The sequence below is a fragment of the Limosilactobacillus antri DSM 16041 genome, from assembly GCF_000160835.1.
Taxonomy (GTDB): Bacteria; Bacillota; Bacilli; order Lactobacillales; family Lactobacillaceae; genus Limosilactobacillus; species Limosilactobacillus antri.
On the sequence record NZ_GG700733.1, the window covers coordinates 821,795 to 840,914 of the forward strand.

Annotated in this window: 18 protein-coding genes and 1 tRNA gene; 17 read left to right on the top strand and 2 right to left on the bottom strand. The window is 53.3% G+C overall.

The genetic code is table 11. From position 1 onward, the window contains the following. Positions 1-69 precede the first annotated feature (69 nt). The 3 genes from HMPREF0494_RS07355 to HMPREF0494_RS07365 all read left to right on the top strand — a co-directional run bounded on the left by HMPREF0494_RS07355 (position 70) and on the right by HMPREF0494_RS07365 (position 1,720). Positions 70-609: a glycosyl-4,4'-diaponeurosporenoate acyltransferase CrtO family protein gene (locus HMPREF0494_RS07355; RefSeq protein WP_040458905.1), complete on the top strand. Its 540-nt coding sequence runs from the start codon at positions 70-72 to the stop codon at positions 607-609. Positions 610-766: 157 nt separating this feature from the next. Beyond that, positions 767-1,060: a zinc-ribbon domain-containing protein gene (locus HMPREF0494_RS07360; RefSeq protein WP_007124328.1), complete on the top strand. Its 294-nt coding sequence runs from the start codon at positions 767-769 to the stop codon at positions 1,058-1,060. A 15-nt stretch (positions 1,061-1,075) separates the two neighbouring features. After that, entirely contained in the window at positions 1,076-1,720 is a 645-nt protein-coding gene (locus HMPREF0494_RS07365; protein ID WP_007124329.1) for a hypothetical protein, read from the top strand. Positions 1,721-1,821: 101 nt separating this feature from the next. Here the strand turns inward: HMPREF0494_RS07365 and HMPREF0494_RS07370 are convergent. After that, a tRNA-Arg gene (locus HMPREF0494_RS07370) sits at positions 1,822-1,893 on the bottom strand. 250 nt (positions 1,894-2,143) lie between these two features. On the opposite strand from HMPREF0494_RS07370, the gene gap reads away from it, so the two are divergent. From gap to HMPREF0494_RS07430, 12 genes are all read left to right on the top strand, one after another. Then, entirely contained in the window at positions 2,144-3,157 is a 1,014-nt protein-coding gene (gene gap / locus HMPREF0494_RS07375) for a type I glyceraldehyde-3-phosphate dehydrogenase (RefSeq protein ID WP_003714064.1), read from the top strand. Positions 3,158-3,242: 85 nt separating this feature from the next. Beyond that, positions 3,243-4,448 (top strand): phosphoglycerate kinase, encoded by a 1,206-nt coding sequence (locus HMPREF0494_RS07380; RefSeq protein ID WP_007124330.1) that lies wholly within the window; start codon positions 3,243-3,245, stop codon positions 4,446-4,448. An 83-nt stretch (positions 4,449-4,531) separates the two neighbouring features. After that, a complete protein-coding gene (tpiA, locus tag HMPREF0494_RS07385) occupies positions 4,532-5,284 on the top strand; it encodes a triose-phosphate isomerase (protein ID WP_040458906.1) in 753 nt (250 codons plus the stop codon). An 89-nt stretch (positions 5,285-5,373) separates the two neighbouring features. Beyond that, complete coding sequence (gene eno, locus HMPREF0494_RS07390) at positions 5,374-6,696, top strand: phosphopyruvate hydratase (RefSeq protein ID WP_003714071.1); 1,323 nt, start codon at positions 5,374-5,376, stop codon at positions 6,694-6,696. A gap of 166 nt (positions 6,697-6,862) precedes the next feature. Next, positions 6,863-8,587 carry a phosphoenolpyruvate--protein phosphotransferase gene (gene ptsP, locus HMPREF0494_RS07395; RefSeq protein ID WP_007124332.1) on the top strand — a complete coding sequence of 575 codons (1,725 nt, stop codon included), beginning with the start codon at positions 6,863-6,865 and terminating at the stop codon, positions 8,585-8,587. A 194-nt stretch (positions 8,588-8,781) separates the two neighbouring features. Beyond that, entirely contained in the window at positions 8,782-10,164 is a 1,383-nt protein-coding gene (locus tag HMPREF0494_RS07400; protein ID WP_040458942.1) for an amino acid permease, read from the top strand. Positions 10,165-10,269: 105 nt separating this feature from the next. Next, entirely contained in the window at positions 10,270-11,811 is a 1,542-nt protein-coding gene (locus HMPREF0494_RS07405) for a ClC family H(+)/Cl(-) exchange transporter (protein WP_007124334.1), read from the top strand. A 65-nt stretch (positions 11,812-11,876) separates the two neighbouring features. Continuing rightward, complete coding sequence (secG, locus tag HMPREF0494_RS07410; protein WP_003714054.1) at positions 11,877-12,116, top strand: preprotein translocase subunit SecG; 240 nt, start codon at positions 11,877-11,879, stop codon at positions 12,114-12,116. Positions 12,117-12,175: 59 nt separating this feature from the next. Beyond that, complete coding sequence (locus HMPREF0494_RS07415) at positions 12,176-12,949, top strand: alpha/beta hydrolase (protein ID WP_007124336.1); 774 nt, start codon at positions 12,176-12,178, stop codon at positions 12,947-12,949. Beyond that, entirely contained in the window at positions 12,936-15,296 is a 2,361-nt protein-coding gene (gene rnr / locus HMPREF0494_RS07420) for a ribonuclease R (protein WP_007124337.1), read from the top strand. Before HMPREF0494_RS07415 ends, rnr begins: the two co-directional genes overlap by 14 nt. 18 nt (positions 15,297-15,314) lie before the next feature. Continuing rightward, on the top strand, positions 15,315-15,788 hold the full coding sequence (smpB, locus tag HMPREF0494_RS07425) for an SsrA-binding protein SmpB (protein WP_007124338.1): 474 nt from the start codon (positions 15,315-15,317) through the stop codon (positions 15,786-15,788). Between the two features lie 74 nt (positions 15,789-15,862). Next, positions 15,863-16,546, top strand: coding sequence for a class I SAM-dependent methyltransferase (locus HMPREF0494_RS07430; protein ID WP_007124339.1), 684 nt, complete (start codon positions 15,863-15,865; stop codon positions 16,544-16,546). Positions 16,547-16,653: 107 nt separating this feature from the next. Here the strand turns inward: HMPREF0494_RS07430 and HMPREF0494_RS07435 are convergent, their stop codons facing one another. Next, positions 16,654-17,202, bottom strand: a complete 549-nt coding sequence (locus HMPREF0494_RS07435) for an LURP-one-related/scramblase family protein (protein WP_007124340.1) — start codon at positions 17,200-17,202, stop codon at positions 16,654-16,656. Between the two features lie 150 nt (positions 17,203-17,352). On the opposite strand from HMPREF0494_RS07435, the gene HMPREF0494_RS07440 reads away from it, so the two are divergent. Next, positions 17,353-18,075, top strand: a complete 723-nt coding sequence (locus HMPREF0494_RS07440; protein WP_007124341.1) for a uracil-DNA glycosylase — start codon at positions 17,353-17,355, stop codon at positions 18,073-18,075. 25 nt (positions 18,076-18,100) lie between these two features. Then, positions 18,101-19,072, top strand: coding sequence for a phosphate acetyltransferase (gene pta, locus HMPREF0494_RS07445; RefSeq protein ID WP_007124342.1), 972 nt, complete (start codon positions 18,101-18,103; stop codon positions 19,070-19,072). Positions 19,073-19,120: the final 48 nt, after the last annotated feature.

Consider the following 19,120-nt stretch of genomic DNA (forward strand, 5'->3'; position numbering starts at 1 on the left):
ACAGCTTCCCGGCTGATTTTTGGTGCTTTTTTAGCTTGACGGATCATGGATGACAAGGAGGAAAAAGCAGTGGAACAATTAATGAAGCAATTAACCTGGTGGTCGGGTGGTGGCATGCTAGTGGCCATGCTCTGGAACCTTGTTTATCCGCAACAATTCATCCTGGCGGTGGAGGTTACACTGCTGGTCACTTTTTACCAACTAGCGATGCGCTTAGCAGTCGGCAACTGGCTTGAGCCACGGCTAAAACTCAATCCGGCGGGAGCCTGGTTTGCGGTGAGGCCGGGAGAGCGCCGCCTCTACCAGCTGCTCAGGGTGAAAAAATGGAAGAAGCTGCTGCCGACCTACTCGCCGGCAAAGTATACTGTCCAACGGCGTTCCCTACCGGAACTGCTTGTGACGATGGTGTCTGCGGAGGTGGACCACGAGCTGATGTTTACCCTCAGTTACCTGCCACTCCTGCTGATAATCCCGTTTGGCGAGCCGGCAATCTTCATTGTCAGTTCAGTGCTCGCCAGTCTGGTTGAAGTGCCGTTTATTATCCTTCAGCGTTATAACCGGGCGCGGCTGGTCAGGCTGCTTCACCGGCAGAAAGCAAAGGACTGCTGATTTGCAATGATAATTATCTGCTGATTGCCGCTAGTTGCTTGTCCTAACAGCATTTCACCAAGGGCGAGTCTGAATTAATTGCAAATCTAATTGCTTGTTCGTTGATAACGTGATATTTTAATAAATCGAGATTATACTCTTGGAAGGAGAATAAGCAATGAACTTTTGTCAAAATTGTGGTGCTAAGCTCCCAGAAAACGCTGCTAAGTGTCCCAACTGTGGACAACCGGTTGTTTCCAGCGGGCCGCAGCGGGGGACGGAAGACCGGGGCTCTTTCGGCTGGGCCGTGTTGGGGGCGGCCATCCCGCTGGTCGGTCTGATTCTTTTTCTGGTTTGGCGCAAGCAGACGCCGCAAAACGCAAATTCGGCGGGGATTGGTGCGCTGATCGGCGTCGCCTTTACGGCCCTCTTCTGGGTGACCACCGCAATTACAACTATTATTGCAAGGTAAGGGAGGACAAGAGCAATGAAAAAGGTTTGGTATAAGCGGCCCAGTTATTGGATTTGGATTTGCAGCGTGCTGGCAATTTTTCTCGTGATTATCAACGTGGCAACTTTTTACGTGGTTCACCGGGCTTACCACCCCAGCACCAGGACCGCAACAATCGAAAATAGCGATAACACGGGCAGAAGCGACAAGAATACGATAACCGTAAATCACAAGGGCTACCGGTACACCAGCAAGAAGGAATTTACCATTAACCAAAACGATCAGTCCTGGTCGTATGCTGACCTGAAGTTCAATAAGGTCACAATCTATAAGCTGGATAAGGAACACAGTGTCATCGGCTATGACGACCAAAAAGCTAACTGCCTGGTGGTGGTTAACATGACGGTTAAGGCTAACAAAGATATTGAAATCTTCCCAGACCAGGGAACCATCTCCACAAATAACGGGCTGCAGGGTAAGGCAGCCTTTACCGGTGACTTTGGCGATTCCATCGACAGTGGGGTTACCAAGACCGGTGACGTAATCATCCCGCTGGATGGGGTCAAAAACATCTCAGACCTTAAAAAGCTGCGTTATAAGTTTGACGGCAGCGCGAAGGATGATAATGACGAAAGCGACGATGCCTTTAAAACAGTTGATGTTCAAATTCACCTTAATTAAGGAGTAGAGCAGGCGGGGAATCGATTTTTGATTCCCCGCCTGCTTTGTTGATAGCTAAAGAAAAAAGACCTGAAAGTAATAGCTTCCAAGTCTTTTTATTATGCGCCCCCCGAGAGTCGAACTCGGATCTCGAGAACCGGAATCTCACGTGCGATCCATTACACTAAGGGCGCGTCATTAATCGACAAGTAATATAGTATCTTATCCCCAAATAGATTGCAAGCATTATTTGAGATTTTTAATTAAAATAGCGCTTACAGCGTAAAATTCCAAATTTATGAGGTGATTGAATAGACAATTCCTGCGAAGATGAGTATTATAAATGTCGTAAGGTTTTGTACCCTGTTTAACAAGCTGGCTTGGCTGACTTATTGAATGAGGTATTTACTCAATTTTGTTTTTCCTAAAGGAGGAAATTGCAGTATGACTGTAAAGATTGGTATTAACGGTTTCGGTCGGATTGGTCGCTTGGCTTTCCGTCGGATTCACGAATTGAACACTGACGAAATCGAAGTTGTTGCAATCAACGACTTGACTACTCCTTCCATGCTGGCTTACTTGCTGAAGTACGACTCTACTCACGGCAAGTTCCCTGGTGAAGTTTCATCAACTGACAACGCTATCGTTGTTGATGGCAAGGAATACCCTGTATACGCAGAACGCGACGCACGGAACATTCCTTGGGTAAAGAACGACGGTGTTGACTTCGTTCTTGAATGTACTGGTTTCTACACTTCAGCAGAAAAGTCCCAAGCTCACTTGGACGCTGGTGCAAAGCGGGTTCTGATTTCTGCGCCTGCTGGTAACATCCCAACTGTTGTTCCAGGGGTTAACCTTGACACCCTGAAGGCTGACGACAAGATCGTTTCTGCTGGTTCATGCACCACTAACTGTCTTGCACCAATGGCTTACTTCCTGAACAAGAGCTTTGGCATCAAGGCTGGTACCATGACTACTGTGCACGCCTTTACTTCTACCCAGGCAATCCTTGATGGCCCTCGTGGTAAGAAGATGCGTAACAACCGTTCCGCAAGTGTTAACACCATTCCTCACTCATCTGGTGCTGCCAAGGCAATTGGTCTGGTTATCCCAGAATTGAACGGTAAGCTTTCTGGTCACGCTCAACGGGTTGGCGTTGTTGACGGTTCATTGACTGAACTTGTTTCCATCATGGACAAGAAGACCACTGTTGACGAAATCAACGACGTGATGAAGAAGGCTACTGAAGGCAACGAAGCATACGGTTACACTGAAGACCCAATCGTATCAACTGATATCATTGGTTCTACTTACGGTTCCGTATTCGACCCTTCACAAACTGAAATCATGGAAGCCGATGACGGTTCACAATTAGTTAAGACTGTTGCTTGGTACGACAACGAATACGGCTTCACCAGCAACATGATCCGGACGCTGCTTCACTTTGCAACTCTGTAATTCACGACCTGATTAATCAGGGGTTGAATTCACGGCGGGAGGAGGAAACTCCGCCCGCTTTTTTATCAAGGAGGTAAATACTGACATGGCTAAATTAACTGTTGAAGACCTTCCATTAGAAGGCCAAAAGGTATTGATGCGGGTCGACTTCAACGTGCCGATCAAGGACGGTGTGGTTGGCGATGACAACCGGATCGTGGCCGCATTGCCAACAATCAAGTACGTGGTTGACCATGGTGGCCGGGCAATCCTGTTCTCCCACCTGGGCCGGATTAAGAAGGAAGAAGACAAGCCGGGCCTTTCCCTGCGTCCGGTTGCAGAACGGCTGTCCAACCTGCTGAACAAGCCGGTTACCTTTGTTCCGGTAACTGAAGGCAAGCAGCTGGAAGACGCCATTGACAACATGAAGAACGGCGACGTCCTCTTGGTTCAAAACACCCGTTACGAAGACGTTAAGGATGGCGAATACGTCAAGCGTGAATCTGGCAACGACCCAGAATTGGGCAAGTACTGGGCTTCACTGGGTGATGTCTTCGTTAACGACGCTTTCGGTACTGCTCACCGGAAGCACGCTTCCAACGTCGGCATCGCGACGAACAAGCCGGGCAAGGCTGCTGCCGGTTACCTGATGGAAAAGGAAATCAAGTTCTTAGGTGACGCGGTGGACAACCCAGAACGGCCATTTGTTGCCATCTTGGGTGGTGCCAAGGTTTCCGACAAGATCGGTGTAATTGACAACCTGCTTGACAAGGCGGACAAGATTATCATCGGTGGTGGGATGGCCTACACCTTCTACGCTGCCAAGGGCATCAAGGTCGGCAACTCCCTGGTTGAAAAGGACAAGATTGACGTTGCCAAGCAGATCCTGGATAAGGCCGGCGACAAGCTGGTTCTGCCAATTGACAACGTTGTGGCTGACAAGTTCAACAATGATGCCGACACCAAGGTTGTCGAAGGCGACATTGACGATGGCTGGATGGCCCTTGACATTGGTCCAAAGTCCGTGGAAGAATTTGAAAACGTTCTGAAGGACGCTAAGACCGTTGTTTGGAACGGCCCAATGGGTGTCTTTGAAATGCCAAACTTCGCCAAGGGAACCCTGGAAATCGGTAAGTTCCTTGGTACTTTGACTGACGCAACGACCATCGTTGGTGGTGGGGACTCCACCGCTGCGGTTAAGGAATTAGGCGTGGCAGATAAGCTGACCCACATCTCCACTGGTGGTGGGGCTTCGCTGACCTACCTTGAAGGTAAGACCCTGCCGGGAATTGCTGCAATTTCTGAAAAGTAATCTGAAAATGAAAGAGGCTGGGAGAAACGTGCTTTCTCGCCGGTCTCTTGTTGTTTCACGCGCACTCTTAGGAGGAATTGATGATGCGCATTCCGATTATTGCTGGCAACTGGAAGATGCACAAAACGGTGACGGAGGCCGTAGACTTTGTTAACCAGGTTAAGGATCAGTTGCCGCCGGCCGACCAGCTGCAAACCGCACTGGCCGCCCCGACACTGTGCCTGGTGCCAATGGTACAGGCGGCGGCCGGTTCCCCCCTCAAACTGATGGCGGAAAATTGCTACTGCAAGGATGCGGGTGCCTATACCGGCGAAACCAGTCCGTACGCACTTTACCAGGCGGGAATCCACCACGTGCTCTTGGGGCATTCGGAGCGGCGGAAATACTTCCACGAAGATGACGACCTAATCAACCAGAAAGTCGGCGCTGCCCTGCGCAACGGTCTGTGCCCAATCGTCTGCTGTGATGATACGATGGCCCGGCGAATTGCTGCCGATGACCAGATTCACTGGGCGGTTAACCGGATCTTGGCCGACCTCAAAGGATTAAGTACGGAAGACATCTGTAAGGTGACGGTGGCCTACGAGCCGTCCTGGGCGATCGGCAGCGGGCAGAGCGCCGATCCCAACCAGGCGGAGGAGGGTTGCTACCTAATTCGCCAGACCATCAGCGATATGTATGGGGAGGACGTCGCTAATAATGTACGGGTCCTGTATGGCGGCAGCGTAACCCCGGAGAATACAGGTGCGATGATGGCACAAGCCGACATTGATGGCGTTCTGGTGGGGACGGACAGCCTCGACTCCCGGACTTTTTTAGAAATAGTTAACCATTAAATGCTTGTTTTTAGTTGTGCAAAATAATACAATGTTAGTGTAGTAGCGCGATTGCTATCGAATTTAAGACAGAGGAGAGATTCATCAAAATGTCACTTATTACAGATATTTATGCACGTGAAGTTCTTGATTCACGTGGTAACCCAACTGTTGAAGCAGAAGTTTACACTGAAGCTGGCGGTGTTGGCCGTGGAATCGTTCCATCAGGTGCTTCAACTGGTGAACACGAAGCCGTTGAATTGCGTGACGGCGACAAGGACCGTTTTGGCGGCAAGGGTGTTTTAAAGGCCGTTGCTAACGTTAACAACGTTATTGCCAAGGAAATCGTGGGGATGGAAGTCACTGACCAAATCGCCATCGATAAGGCAATGATCAAGTTAGATGGTACTCCTAACAAGGGCAAGCTTGGTGCCAACGCCATTTTGGCCGTTTCCCTGGCTGCTGCTCGGGCTGCTGCTGATGAATTACAAGTACCTCTTTACAACTACCTTGGCGGTTTCAATGCCCACGTATTGCCAACGCCAATGATGAACGTTATCAACGGTGGTGCCCACTCTGATAACAAGGTTGACTTCCAAGAATTCATGATTATGCCAGTTGGTGCACCAACTGTTCGTGAAGCAATTCGTTGGGGTTCAGAAACTTTCCACGCCTTGAAGAAGGAATTGGAAGCTGCCGGCAAGGTAACCTCTGTTGGTGACGAAGGTGGATTTGCTCCTGACTTTGCAAACAACGCAGAACCATTTGAATACCTGATTAAGGCAATCAAGGATGCCGGTTACAAGCCGGGCAAGGACATTGCCATTGCCTTTGACGTGGCTGCTTCCGAACTGTGGGATGACGACGCTAAGAAGTACAAGCTTCGTTGGTCCACTGGTGAAGAATACACCACTGAAGAATGGATCAAGTACCTTTCCGACATTATTGAAAAGTACCCAATCGTTTCTGTCGAAGACCCAATTGACGAAAACAACTGGGATGACTGGGTAACCCTGACCAACGAACTGGGCAAGAAGGTTCAGCTGGTTGGTGACGACTTCTTCGTTACTAACACTGATTACCTGAAGAAGGGGATTAAGATGGGGGCTGCTAACTCCATCCTGATCAAGCTTAACCAAATCGGTACTTTGACGGAAACCGTTGAAGCCATCGAAATGGCTAAGGAAGCTGGCTACACGGCCATTGTTTCCCACCGTTCTGGTGAAACTGAAGATACAACGATTGCTGACCTGGTTGTTGCAACCAACGCCGGACAGATCAAGACTGGTTCCATGAGCCGGACTGACCGTCTTGCTAAGTACAACCAGCTGATGCGGATCGAAGACAACCTTGGCGACGTTGCCCAATACAAGGGGATTCACTCATTCTACAACCTGAGTGAACAAGCTCGTCAAGACATTGAAAACCGTTAATTCTACGCCAGGATTAACCGAGTAAGGCGTTAGGCTGCCGACCGTTGCACGGGGCCTAGCGCCTTTTTTATTTTAAGGACGTGAAAACGCTTTGTTTTCTGCTGGCTGGCGCTATATAATATTAGCGATACCGCCGGTAAAGCGGACGGAACGAGGAGGAAGAGTGATGGCAAAAGAGATTAAAGGAATCGCCGCGAGTGAGGGAATTGGCATTGCCCCGGCATACCGGCTGGTGGCGCCCGACCTGCACTATACCAAGCGACGAATCGAAAATCCAATGGTCGAATATAAACGCTTCATGCAGGCCGTGGACGCTTCCCTTGCTGACCTGCGCCGGCTAAAGGAACGGGCGGCTGGGCGGCTGGCACCTGACGCCTTGGGAATTTTTGATGCCCACGCGGCCATCCTTTCCGACCCAGAGCTGTTAAAACAGGTCAAACAGCAGCTTGACCAACAGGTCTGTGCAGAAGAGGCGGTTGATACCGTTACGGCCCGCTTTGCCCAGACCCTTGCTCAATTGACGGACCCTTACCTCCAGGAACGGGCGGGGGACGTCCGTGACGTTGCCAAGCGTTTGCTTAGCCACCTGCTGGGGCGGCGGCTGCCGGACATTGGGGCCATCAGCCAGCCGGTCGTTTTGGTAGCCCACGAAGTTACCCCCTCCGATACCTCCCAGATGGATACCCGCTTTATCAGGGGGATTGTGACGGACCTGGGTGGCCGGACCAGCCATGCCGCAATTATGGCCCGGACGCTTGGTATTCCTGCGGTGGTGGGAACGGACCACGTTACTAGGGCGACTCGGGACGGCCAGCTAGTGGTGGTTGATGGCCTTCAGGGAACCGTGGTGGTGGAACCCTCCGCTGTGCAGGTTGATCGTTTCACTGCCAGGGCCCAGGAACTGGCGCAAGAACGGACGGAGTGGCGCCAGCGGGTTAATGCGCCGTCGGTATCTAAGGACGGCCAGCAGTTTGAAATTTCGGCCAATATCGGCAATCCCAACGACGTCGCCGCAGCGGTTCAGCAGGGGGCTGATGGCGTGGGACTCTTTCGGTCGGAGTTTCTTTACATGGGCAGTGACCATCTGCCAACTGAAGACGAGCAGTACCAGGCTTACCGGCAGGCGCTGGTCGGGATGCACGGCAGGCCGGTGGTGGTCCGAACGTTGGATATTGGCGGGGATAAGCCCCTGCCGTACCTGCCATTGCCGCGGGAGATGAACCCCTTCCTAGGCTACCGGGCCATTCGGATTTGCCTCAAGCACCCCGAGATTTTCAAGACGCAGCTGCGGGCGCTGATTCGGGCATCGGCTCACGGCCCCTTGGCAATTATGTTTCCGATGATCGGGACCATTGCCGAACTGCGGGCCGCCAAGGAAATCTTTAACGAGTGCCGGGCCGACCTGCAGACGGTCCAGCCTGGCTTGGGGGACGATATTAAGCTGGGGATGATGATTGAAGTCCCGCTGGCGGCGATTAACGCGGACCGCTTTGCGCAGGAAGTGGACTTTTTCAGCATCGGAACCAACGACCTGATCCAGTATAACTTTGCGGCCGACCGGGGCAACGATGAGGTTGCCTACCTGTACCAGCCGTTAAACCCGGCATTCCTCGGCCTAGTCAAGCACGTGATTGATGCTGGCCACCGTCATGATACCAAGGTTGCCATGTGCGGCGAGATGGCGGGTGACAGCACCGCCCTGCCGCTGCTTTTGGGGATGGGCCTGGATGAGTATTCGATGTCTGCATCGTCGATTCTCCGGACCCGGACTTTGATGAGCAAGCTAGACACAAATGAGTGTGCCCAGCTGGCGGATGAGGCCATTAACCGCTGTGTAACCCATGAGGAGGTTCGGGCCCTGGTTGAGGACCGCCTGGGTGCAATCAATTAGAATTAATTAACGAGCATTACCCGGTGGTGAACGAAAGAAAAGATCGTTCGCCGCCGATTTTGCTTTAAAAAATTAAGTTTCTCCCCGGGAATGGGCGAAGAATTAAGAAAAGATTAGAAAAGCGTGGAAATCACAGAAAATTTATAATATACTTTGAAACTGATAACTGAAAAGAGAAGGGAATCTGATTGGATATGAAGAAATCTGCACCAGAATTACGGCGGTCGATGACTGCGGGCCAAATGGAAATGATTTCACTTGGTGGCGCCATCGGGGTCGGCCTGTTCATGGGGGCGACCTCGACGATTAAGTGGACCGGGCCGTCAGTTCTGCTGGCGTACGCCTTTGTCGGCCTGATTTTGTACATTGTAATGCGGGCACTGGGGGAAATGATCTACGTCAACCCCGGGACCGGGTCGTTTGCGGACTACGCGACCGAGTATGTCCACCCGCTGGCCGGCTACCTGGCAAAGTGGGCCAACGTGTTTGAATACATTGTCGTCGGGATGTCTGAAGTGGTGGCGGCAACCGAGTATCTTAAATACTGGTGGCCGCACCTGCATACCTGGCTGGCCGGAATTGTGATTATTATTTTCCTGGTTCTTGCTAACCTGGCCAGTGCGAAGGCCTATGGGTCGCTCGAATTTTGGTTTGCCATGATCAAGGTCATCACGATTATCTTTATGATCTTGCTCGGCTTTATGGTGATCTTCTTTGGCTTCGGCAACGGCGGCCACCCGACCGGTTTTAGCAACCTGTGGTCCCACGGTGGTTTCTTCACCGGTGGGGTGTCCGGCTTCTTCTTCTCGATGTCGATTATCGTCGGCTCGTATGAAGGAATTGAGCTCCTGGGGATTTCCGCTGGGGAGGTTGCCGACCCGCAAAAAGCAATTGTCAAGTCGGTTAAGTCAGTGCTTTTCCGGATTTTGATCTTCTACATTGGGGCAATCTTCGTAATCGTCACGATTTACCCGTGGAACCAGCTGAGCAGTGTCGGGTCACCATTTGTTTCCACCTTTGCCAAGGTCGGAATCACCGCAGCGGCTTCGATCATTAACTTCGTGGTGCTGACGGCGGCCTTGTCCGGTGCCAACTCGGGGATTTACAGTTCTAGCCGGATGCTCTTTAAACTGGCTCACGAGGGGGACGCGCCAAAGATCTTTGGCCGCCTTTCCAAGCGGGTGGTTCCCCACGCCGCGATCCTGGGGATTTCCGGCGGGATTTTGATCGGCTTTGTGATTGACATCATCGCGTCAATTTACAGCAAGTCAACGGCGGATATGTTCGTGGTCGTCTTCAGTTCGTCCGTTTTACCGGGGATGATCCCGTGGTTTGTCATCCTGCTGGCCGAATTGCGGTTCCGCCACAACAACCCGGACCTGTTGGCCAAGCACCCCTTCAAGCTGCCCCTGTACCCATTTTCAAACTACTTCGCGTTCGTGATGCTGATTGTGATTGTGATCTTCATGTTTATCAACCCTGACACCCGGGTTTCCGTAATTGTCGGGGCGGTGGTACTAATCTTTGCGGTGGTGGTATACCTGGTCCGCCATGGCTTTCGCCGCCAGCAGGGATAGGGCTTAACTGAATAATTGTCAGCCGGCTAGGGAACTTCTGCTGTTCCTTAGCCGGTTTCGTAGTACAATGAAGTAGTTTGATTTTAACTGAAAGGAATTATTGATATGCAGAAGGGTGAGTTTATCCATCGCCATAACCAACTGGTCCAAGTAGGCCGGGCAATTATAATTGGCCTGCTGACCGGCCTGGTCGTCAGTCTGTTTCGGCTGGCGATTCAAGAGCTATTGAATCTCGTAACGGCCTGCTTTCAATACTTTCACCAGCACCCGACCGGTCTGATTTGCTGGGCACTTGGTTCAATCGTCCTTGCCCTGCTGCTCGGGCTGCTCACCCAGCGCCACCCCAACATCAAGGGTTCCGGGATCCCCCAGGTCGAGGGTCAGCTCACCAGCCAATTTGAGGAAGAATGGTGGGCAGTGCTCTGGCGGAAGTTCTTTGGCGGGATCCTTGCGATCGGTTCCGGACTGTATCTTGGTCGGGAAGGCCCCTCAATCCAGCTGGGCGCGACGATTGGCCAGGGGGTTGAGGAAAGCCTGCACGCGGGTAAGCTCAACCGGCAGGTCGGAATTGCCAGCGGGGCCGCTGCCGGGCTCTCGGCCGCCTTTAACGCGCCGATTGCCAGCACGATTTTTATCCTGGAGGAGGTCTACCACAACTTTTCACCAGTCATCTGGCTTGCCACCTTTGTTAGCGCCCTGTGTTCCAACATGGTTTCCCTGACCATTTTCGGCCTGCACCCGGTCCTGGACGTGCCCTACCGGCATATGCTGCCGACCCGCTATTACTGGCATTTGGTGTTGCTGGGACTAGTCCTGGGCCTGCTCGGCCGCCTCTACCAAGTGGTGATTCTCCGGCTGGATTTGTGGACGGCAAAGCTCAAGTGGCTGCCGCCGTTTGCCTACCCGGTCGGGCCGTTCCTGCTGGTAATTCCGATCGCCTGGTACCTGCCGGTTACGCTGGGCGGCGGGAACCGGCTGATCGGCGAGCTGACCAGTTTGCCATTTTCGCTGAAACTGTTTGCCGGTCTCTTTCTCCTCCGCTTTGTCTTTTCGATGGTCAGTTACAGCTCCCAGCTGCCCGGGGGGATTTTCCTGCCGATCCTGACCCTCGGGGCCGTTTTAGGGGCGGTCTACTGTGCCCTGATGGCCCGCTTTGCCCTGCTGCCCGCCCAGTACCTGCCCAACTTCATCATTTACGCCATGGCCGGCTACTTTGCCTGCATTAGCAAGGCGCCCTTTACCGCCATTCTGCTGATTACCGAAATGGTCGGTTCGCTTGCCCACCTGATGCCCCTGGCCATCGTTGCGATGGTGGCCTACCTGGTCGTGGATAGCCTCCACGGTGAACCGGTCTACACCGCGATGTTCAACAACTTTATCGGCAAGCACCAGGAGCACCATCCCCAGGAGCTTGAGATGTCAGTCACGATTTACGCCGGCGCCCGTCTGGATGGCGAGCGCATCATGGACTATACGTGGCCGGCAAACAGCATCGTTACGAGCGTTTACCGAGGCGAACAGCGGATCATCCCCAATGGGCAAACCAGACTGGCGGCTGGGGATACCCTGATTGTGCAGGTGTGCCAGACCCGGACGGGCAGGGTGCTCAAGCAGATTTCCCGGGCAGCCCATTACGCAGATGTATAGAAATTGCTGTTTTAATATGATATGATATTCAGGATATAGTGGGTATAAATTAGGAGGACATTTCCTTGTACAATACTTTAATGACCATTTTTTTAATCGTATGTGTGATCCTGATTGCGTGTGTGATGATGCAACCAGCGAAAAATGATAACGATGCAATGTCAGCTTTGACTGGTGGCGCTGGCGACCTCTTTTCCCGGCGGAAAGCCCGGGGCTTTGAGGCGGTCATGCAGATTGTCACGACTATCTGTGGGGCGTTATTCTTCATTCTGGCGTTGGCACTGGTGTACGTGTCATCACATTAACTTGATTATGTCCCCTGCTAGCTGAGCTTCAGGGGACTTTTTGTTGGGAGTGGGTCAAGATGAAAACCTATACTGGAGAAACCTGCTTTTTCCCGCACAGTGGCAAGCGGGGGGTCATCCTCCTGCACGCCTATACTGGAAACAGCAACGACGTCCGAATGCTGGCCCGCCACCTGAATTGGGCGGGCTATACCGTTTGTGCGCCCCTCTTTACGGGGCACGGCGGCGACCCCCGGAAGATTTTGCAAACCGGCAGTCCTGATGAATGGTGGGATGACACCCGGATGGCCCTTTTCCGGCTCAAGGATTACGGGCTGACCCAGATTGCCATCTTTGGTCTTTCCCTCGGGGGCCTGTTTGCTACCAAGGCGCTGGAAGAGGACCCCAGCTTAGTCGGCGGGGGTGTATTTGCGTCGCCGGTTACCAGCTGGGGGGCTTCCAACGTGCCCGAATATTTCCCCCGGCTTGCTGCCAAGTATTATCGTCAGCATGGCCTGGCGCCGGACCTGATTCAGGAACGCCTGGAGTGGCTCAGCGCGCGGCTTCCCCGGCAGCTTGGAGCAATTCAGCAAATGACCAGGGCGCTGGATGACCACTTGGGCCAGATTAACCGCCCCTTTTTCATCGCACAGGGCGGGGCGGATGAGATGATCGATCCGCGGTCGGGGGCCGCGCTCCGGGATAAGCTGCAAGCCCAGGGGACCCCGGTTGACTACCATTACTACCCGACCGCGACGCACTTGCTGACGGTCAATTCTGCCCACCGCCAACTCTTTGATGACGTGGAACACTTTTTAAATAACTTATTTGAGGTAAAAAATGACAAGCAATAGACTAAACTTAACAGATCAAATTAGCGCTTTTTTAACGAAAAATGCCGGAATCAGCTATTCGGCGGAACGGATTGCGCACGCGTTGGGGATGGATAATGCGGACCAGTTTACGCCCATCATCCAGACCTTAGCGCAGCTCGAACGGGAAAAGAAGGTACGGGTGACTGACCGGGGCGAGTTTGAGGCGGTCATCAAGCAGGAGCCGATTACCGGGACCTTTCATGGAAATGACAAGGGCTTTGGGTTCGTGGAGTACGATCCGGACCTGCCCGATATGTATATTAACCCTGACCACACCCTCCACGCCCTCAATGGCGACACCGTGGCGGTTAAGGTCCTGCGGCCGGGTGACCCGGCTGCCGGTCAGGGACCAGAAGCCCAGGTTACCAAGATTATTGACCACAACTACGAACGGGTCGTCGGTGAATTTAAGCAGGAGACGGTTGGCAACTACATTGGTGAAATCCTGCTCAAGGATAAGAAGCTGGCCCAGTACCGCTTCTTCGTTACCGATAAGGGCCTAAAGCCGCTGGACGGTGAAGTGGTCACCGCGACCGTAACGACCTACCCGAGTGATGAATCACCCCAGGCCATGACCGGTGCGGTGACCGAGGTGATCGGGAACAAGGACGAACCCGGGATCGACATCCTTTCCGTAATTTACGCCCATGACGTTCCTCATGAATTTCCCAAGGAGGCCATGGACCAGGCCAACCAGATTCCCCTCCACGTCCTTCCCGAAGAAAAGAAGGGCCGCAAGGATATCACCAACCAGCCGCTGGTAACGATTGACGCGATTGAGTCCAAGGACTTGGACGACGCGGTGGTGGCGTGGAAGATGGATAATGGCCACTACCACTTAGGGGTCCACATTGCCGACGTCAGCCACTACGTCCAGCCGGGGACGCCATTGGACAAGGAGGCCTTCAAGCGCGGCACCTCAGTCTACCTGACCGACCGGGTGGTGCCAATGCTGCCGAAGCGGCTGTCAAACGGGATCTGTTCACTGAACCCCGGTGAAGAGCGGCTGGCGATGAGTTGTGAGATGGAAATCGACGAGCAGGGCCGGGTCGTTAAACACCGGATTTTCCCAAGCGTGATGAAGTCCCACGCCCGGATGACCTATAAGGCGGTTAACCGGATCCTGGAGGCCCACGACCAAAAGACGATTGACCAGTACAAGGACCTGGTCCCGATGTTTGAAACGATGGGGGAACTGCACAAGATCCTGCTCAAGAGCCGGAAGCGGCGGGGGGCAATTGACTTTGAGGCGCCCGAAGCCAAAATCATCGTTGACGACAAGGGGCACCCAATCGACATCCAGCTCCGTGACCGGGGCCTGGCGGAACGGATGATTGAATCCTTCATGCTGGCGGCCAACGAAACGGTGGCGGAACACTACTTCAACGAACACGTGCCCTTCCTCTACCGGATTCACGAAACACCGGATAAGGACCGGGTGAAGTCCTTTGTTGACTTTCTGAGTGTCTTTGGCATTGACGTTCACGGCGACATTAACAACGTCAAGCCGAAGATGCTGCAAAAGGTCTTGAAGGACGTGGCTGGCAAGCCGGAAGAGCAAATGGTGCAGGTGATGATGCTGCGGAGTATGCAGCAGGCCAAGTATTCTGACGAAGAACTAGGCCACTTTGGCCTGGGGGCGAAGTACTACACCCACTTTACCTCGCCGATTCGGCGGTACCCCGATGACACGGTGCACCGTCTGATTAAGTGGTACGACCAGCACGGCAAGGGCGAGCGCGCCAAGGCGGCCTGGCGGGACCAGCTGCCGGAAATTGCGGAACACACCTCGGTCACCGAACGGCGGGGGATCGACACTGAACGGGACGTTGACAGCATGAAGAAGGCCGAGTACATGGAGGACCATGTTGGCGAAACCTTTGATGCGGTCGTCAGTTCGGTGATGAAATTCGGCCTGTTCGTCGAATTAGAGAACACGGTCGAAGGGCTGATCCACATCAGCGTGATGAACGATGACTACTACGAATATTCGGAAAAGCACCTGGCACTGATTGGCCGCAAGACCCACCGGATTTTCCAAATCGGCCAGCCGGTCAAGGTCCGCTTGAAGCGGGTTGATAAGGACCTCCGGGAAGTCGATTTTGAACTCGTCAACCCCCAGGACGCCCCGACCACCAAAATCCGGGTACCGCATGAACACGATAACCGGCGGCGGGGCGGTGGCCGTCAGGGTAATCACGGTCACGTTAAGCGCCACGATCGTCGGCAGCATAACGGTAACGTTAATAATCGTCAGATCAACCGTGGGCAGACGCGGCACCACAATAATTCACGCGACCACCACTCCCAAGGGCGGCGGCGCTAATAACAATGGAGGGATACAATGGTCAAAAAGTCCCCACAAAAAAGTAACGATAACTTAATTGCTCAGAATAAAAAGGCCCGTCATGATTATTTCGTGACGGATACCGTTGAGGCCGGACTGGTGCTCACCGGCACTGAGATCAAGTCGGTCCGGGCTCACCGGGTCAACCTCAAGGACGGCTTTGCCCAAATTAAAAACGGCGAGGCTTGGCTGATGAACGTTCACATTAGCGAGTATGATAACGGGAACATTTTTAACCAGGACCCCTTGCGCAACCGGAAATTGCTGCTCCATAAAAAGGAGCTCCACCGGCTGACCGGGGTCCTGCAGGACAAGGGGGTTACCCTGATCCCGCTGAAGATGTACATCAAGCACGGCTACGCCAAGGTCTTGCTGGGGGTTGCCAAGGGGAAACACCAGTATGACAAGCGGGAAGCAATCAAACGCCGTGAGCAGAACCGCGAAATTGAACGGGTAATGAAACATTATTAGCAAGCAGGGGAGCGTGGCAGAAGACCGCTCCCTTTAGTTTAGCCAACAGAAACGACGAAGGGTGGAAGCACGAGATGAAAAAGGGAATTGATGCGCCGCTGGTACCGATTATTTTTGCCGCCTGCGGGCTGGTCGGGTTGATCCCAGCATGGGCTTCACACCATTGGTACAACTTTATTTTTCCGCTCTTAATGCTGGTGCTGGCACTGACCTATGTTCATACCAGCTGTTCGGGAAAGTATACGATTATCCGGGAAACCGTCGACTCATTGCCGCTCCCGCGTACCAGCCGGGTCCTTGACCTGGGAACCGGACACGGGGCGGTTTTGTTAGAAGTAGCAAAAAAGCTCCGGCAGCCCGGCAAAGTGGTGGGCATTGACCTGTGGCAGGCTGCTGACCAGTCAGGCAATTCCCTTGCTGCGACTGAGCAGAACATTGCAGCTGCTGGCGTCGGTGCCGTGGCCACGGTCAAGACCGCTGATATGACCAAGCTGCCCTTTGATAGTGCAAGTTTTGACTATGTTTTTGCGAGTTTGGCAATCCATAACGTCAAGCCACGGGGGCGCCGCGAGTTAGCACTCCGGGAGGCCCTGCGGGTACTAAAACCGGCCGGCTACCTGATTATCATTGATCTGGAACACGTCGGTGAATATGAGCGCTACCTGCGCGGCCGGTGTCAGGAGGTCAGCGTGAAACGGACCGGAATTAACGGCCTGTGGGGCTGGCTGCCGACCCGGGTTTTGATTGCCAAGAAGTAACCAACCAGGGCAGCGGGCACCGTCACTTCGCTGACAAAATATAAATGACCCCCAGTGCTCGGGAAACCGAACTCTGGAGGTCATTTATACTTTATTAAAGATATTGGTCACTGTCGAAGCTTGAACGTCATCCCGAGGCCGCGCTGAAGGGACCGGTTCGTAAAGCCGACTCGTTGCCGGTCAGCCTGACCACCGCGGGCCCAGTGGTCCAGCACGCTGGCGATCAGGATTGCTAAGGGTTCATCCGCTTCCTGCTCGACCTGAAGCTCATGGTAGTAGGTTCCGGTTCGCTGGACCGGTTTGATGGCAAAAACCAGGTGCCCGCCGCCAAATACCCGGTAGCGGTTGCCCAGTGGAGAGCCGACAATAATCCAGTTCAAGCCCCGGATATAGATTACTTGGCGGACAAAGCCCAGTGACTTTCCCACTGTCCCGACCCGGTGTCGGTGCTGGTAAAGGGCAAACTTGGGCAGCAGGCCGAGCGAGAGCTGCTTGACTTCAGCGAGGAGGTCCCCGTTAATTGCGTAAAGGGAGAGGACGTCATGGTGCATCCCCCACTTGCCGACGAGGAGGTAGCAAGACTGCCCCTGCCCGTCCCGAATAATTGTTGTTCCGTGAAGGTCCGTCGAATGGTCCCGAAGATACAACTGTCGCACGAAGTCACCACCATCCTTGATTAATTATTAAACCTATTCTACCAGCTTGGTCAGCAAATGACTAATTTATGTCCTCGCAAAAGCGTTTTCGTTGCCACTGTTACCAGTAAATCAGATATGATAAAATAAAAAACGAGGTGCAAAATAGTCATGAAACAATTAATCCATAATGACTGGTGGGATGTTTTAAAGCCCGAGTTTGAAAGCCAGTCCTATTCACAGCTGCATGATTTCTTGAAAACGGAGTACACGCACCGGACGATTTACCCGGAGATGCACCACATCTTCGAGGCGTTCGAGTGGACGCCCTTTCATGATGTCAAAGTCGTGATTTTAGGGCAGGACCCCTACCATGGTCCTCACCAGGCCCACGGTTGCAGTTTTTCGGTCCTACCGGGAGTGGCGGTTCCGCCGTCGTTGCAAAATATCTATAAGGAGTTGCAAAGCGACGTTGGCTTTCGACCGGTGAACCACGGTTACCTGAAACACTGGGCTGACCAGGGGGTGCTCCTGCTCAATTCTGTGCTGACTGTTCGGGCGGGGCAGGCCTACTCCCACCGGGGACATGGTTGGGAACAGCTGACTGACGCGGCGATCCACGCCCTGTCGGAACGCCCCCAGCCGGTCGTCTTTATTTTGTGGGGACGGGCCGCGCGGGACAAGAAGAAGTTGATTAATCTAAATACCAACATTATTCTGGAGTCGCCCCACCCGAGTCCCTTGTCAGCCAACCGTGGATTCTTTGGTTCACGACCGTTTTCCAAGACCAATGAAGCACTTCAGGCGATGGGAGAACAGCCGATTGATTGGCAACTGCCGGCAAACCCGGAAGTTGATGAAGGCCCAGCAGATAAGCTGCCGAAAAATGCTTAGGATCAATTGAGGAGGTACTTGCATAATGGAATTATTTGAAGAAATTGCTGCTAAGGTAAAGGGACAAAACAAGACGATTGTTTTTCCCGAGGGCGAAGACAAACGGGTGCTTGGTGCAGCGGTTCGTCTGCAACAAGATGGCCTGGTAAAGCCGATCCTGCTCGGCAAGCGCAGTGAGATTGAAGCGACTGCCAAGGAGAACGGCTGGGACCTTTCTGCACTGACGGTGTTGGATCCGGCCGAGTACCCAGCGGAGGACAAGCAAGCCATGTTTGACGCCCTGCTGGAACGGCGCAAGGGCAAGAACACTCCTGAACAGGTCGAGAAGATGCTGCAAGACGTCAGCTACTTCGGCACCATGCTGGTTTACCTGGGCAAGGCTGATGGGATGGTTTCCGGGGCGGTTCACTCTACCGGTTCAACCGTCCGGCCAGCACTCCAAATCGTCAAGACCAAGCCGGGATCCCACCGGATCAGCGGGGCCTTCTTGATGATCAAGGGCGACCAGCGCTACATCTTTGCTGACTGTGCAATCAACATCGAATTGGACGCCCCAACGATGGCGGAAGTAGCGGTGCAAAGTGCCGAAACCGCCAAGCTCTTTGGGATTGACCCGAAGGTTGCCCTCCTGAGCTTCTCCACCAAGGGTTCGGCCAAGGGTGAGATGGTCACCAAGGTTGCTGAAGCCACGGAAAAGGTTCACGAATTAGCACCGGACCTGGCTGCTGATGGTGAACTGCAATTCGACGCGGCCTTCGTACCAGAAGTCGGCGAGTTAAAAGCGCCTGACTCCAAGGTTGCTGGGCACGCCAACGTCTTTATCTTCCCAAGCCTGGAAGCCGGTAACATTGGCTACAAGATTGCCCAGCGTTTCGGCGGCTTTACCGCAGTGGGCCCGATCCTGCAAGGATTAAATGCGCCGATTGCCGACCTGTCACGGGGCTGCAATGAAGACGACGTTTACAAGGTGGCCCTGATTACGGCGGCTCGGGCATAAATTAATTAAATCAAGTAATTATAAAAGGAAGCGTGTCAGCGGCTAGCA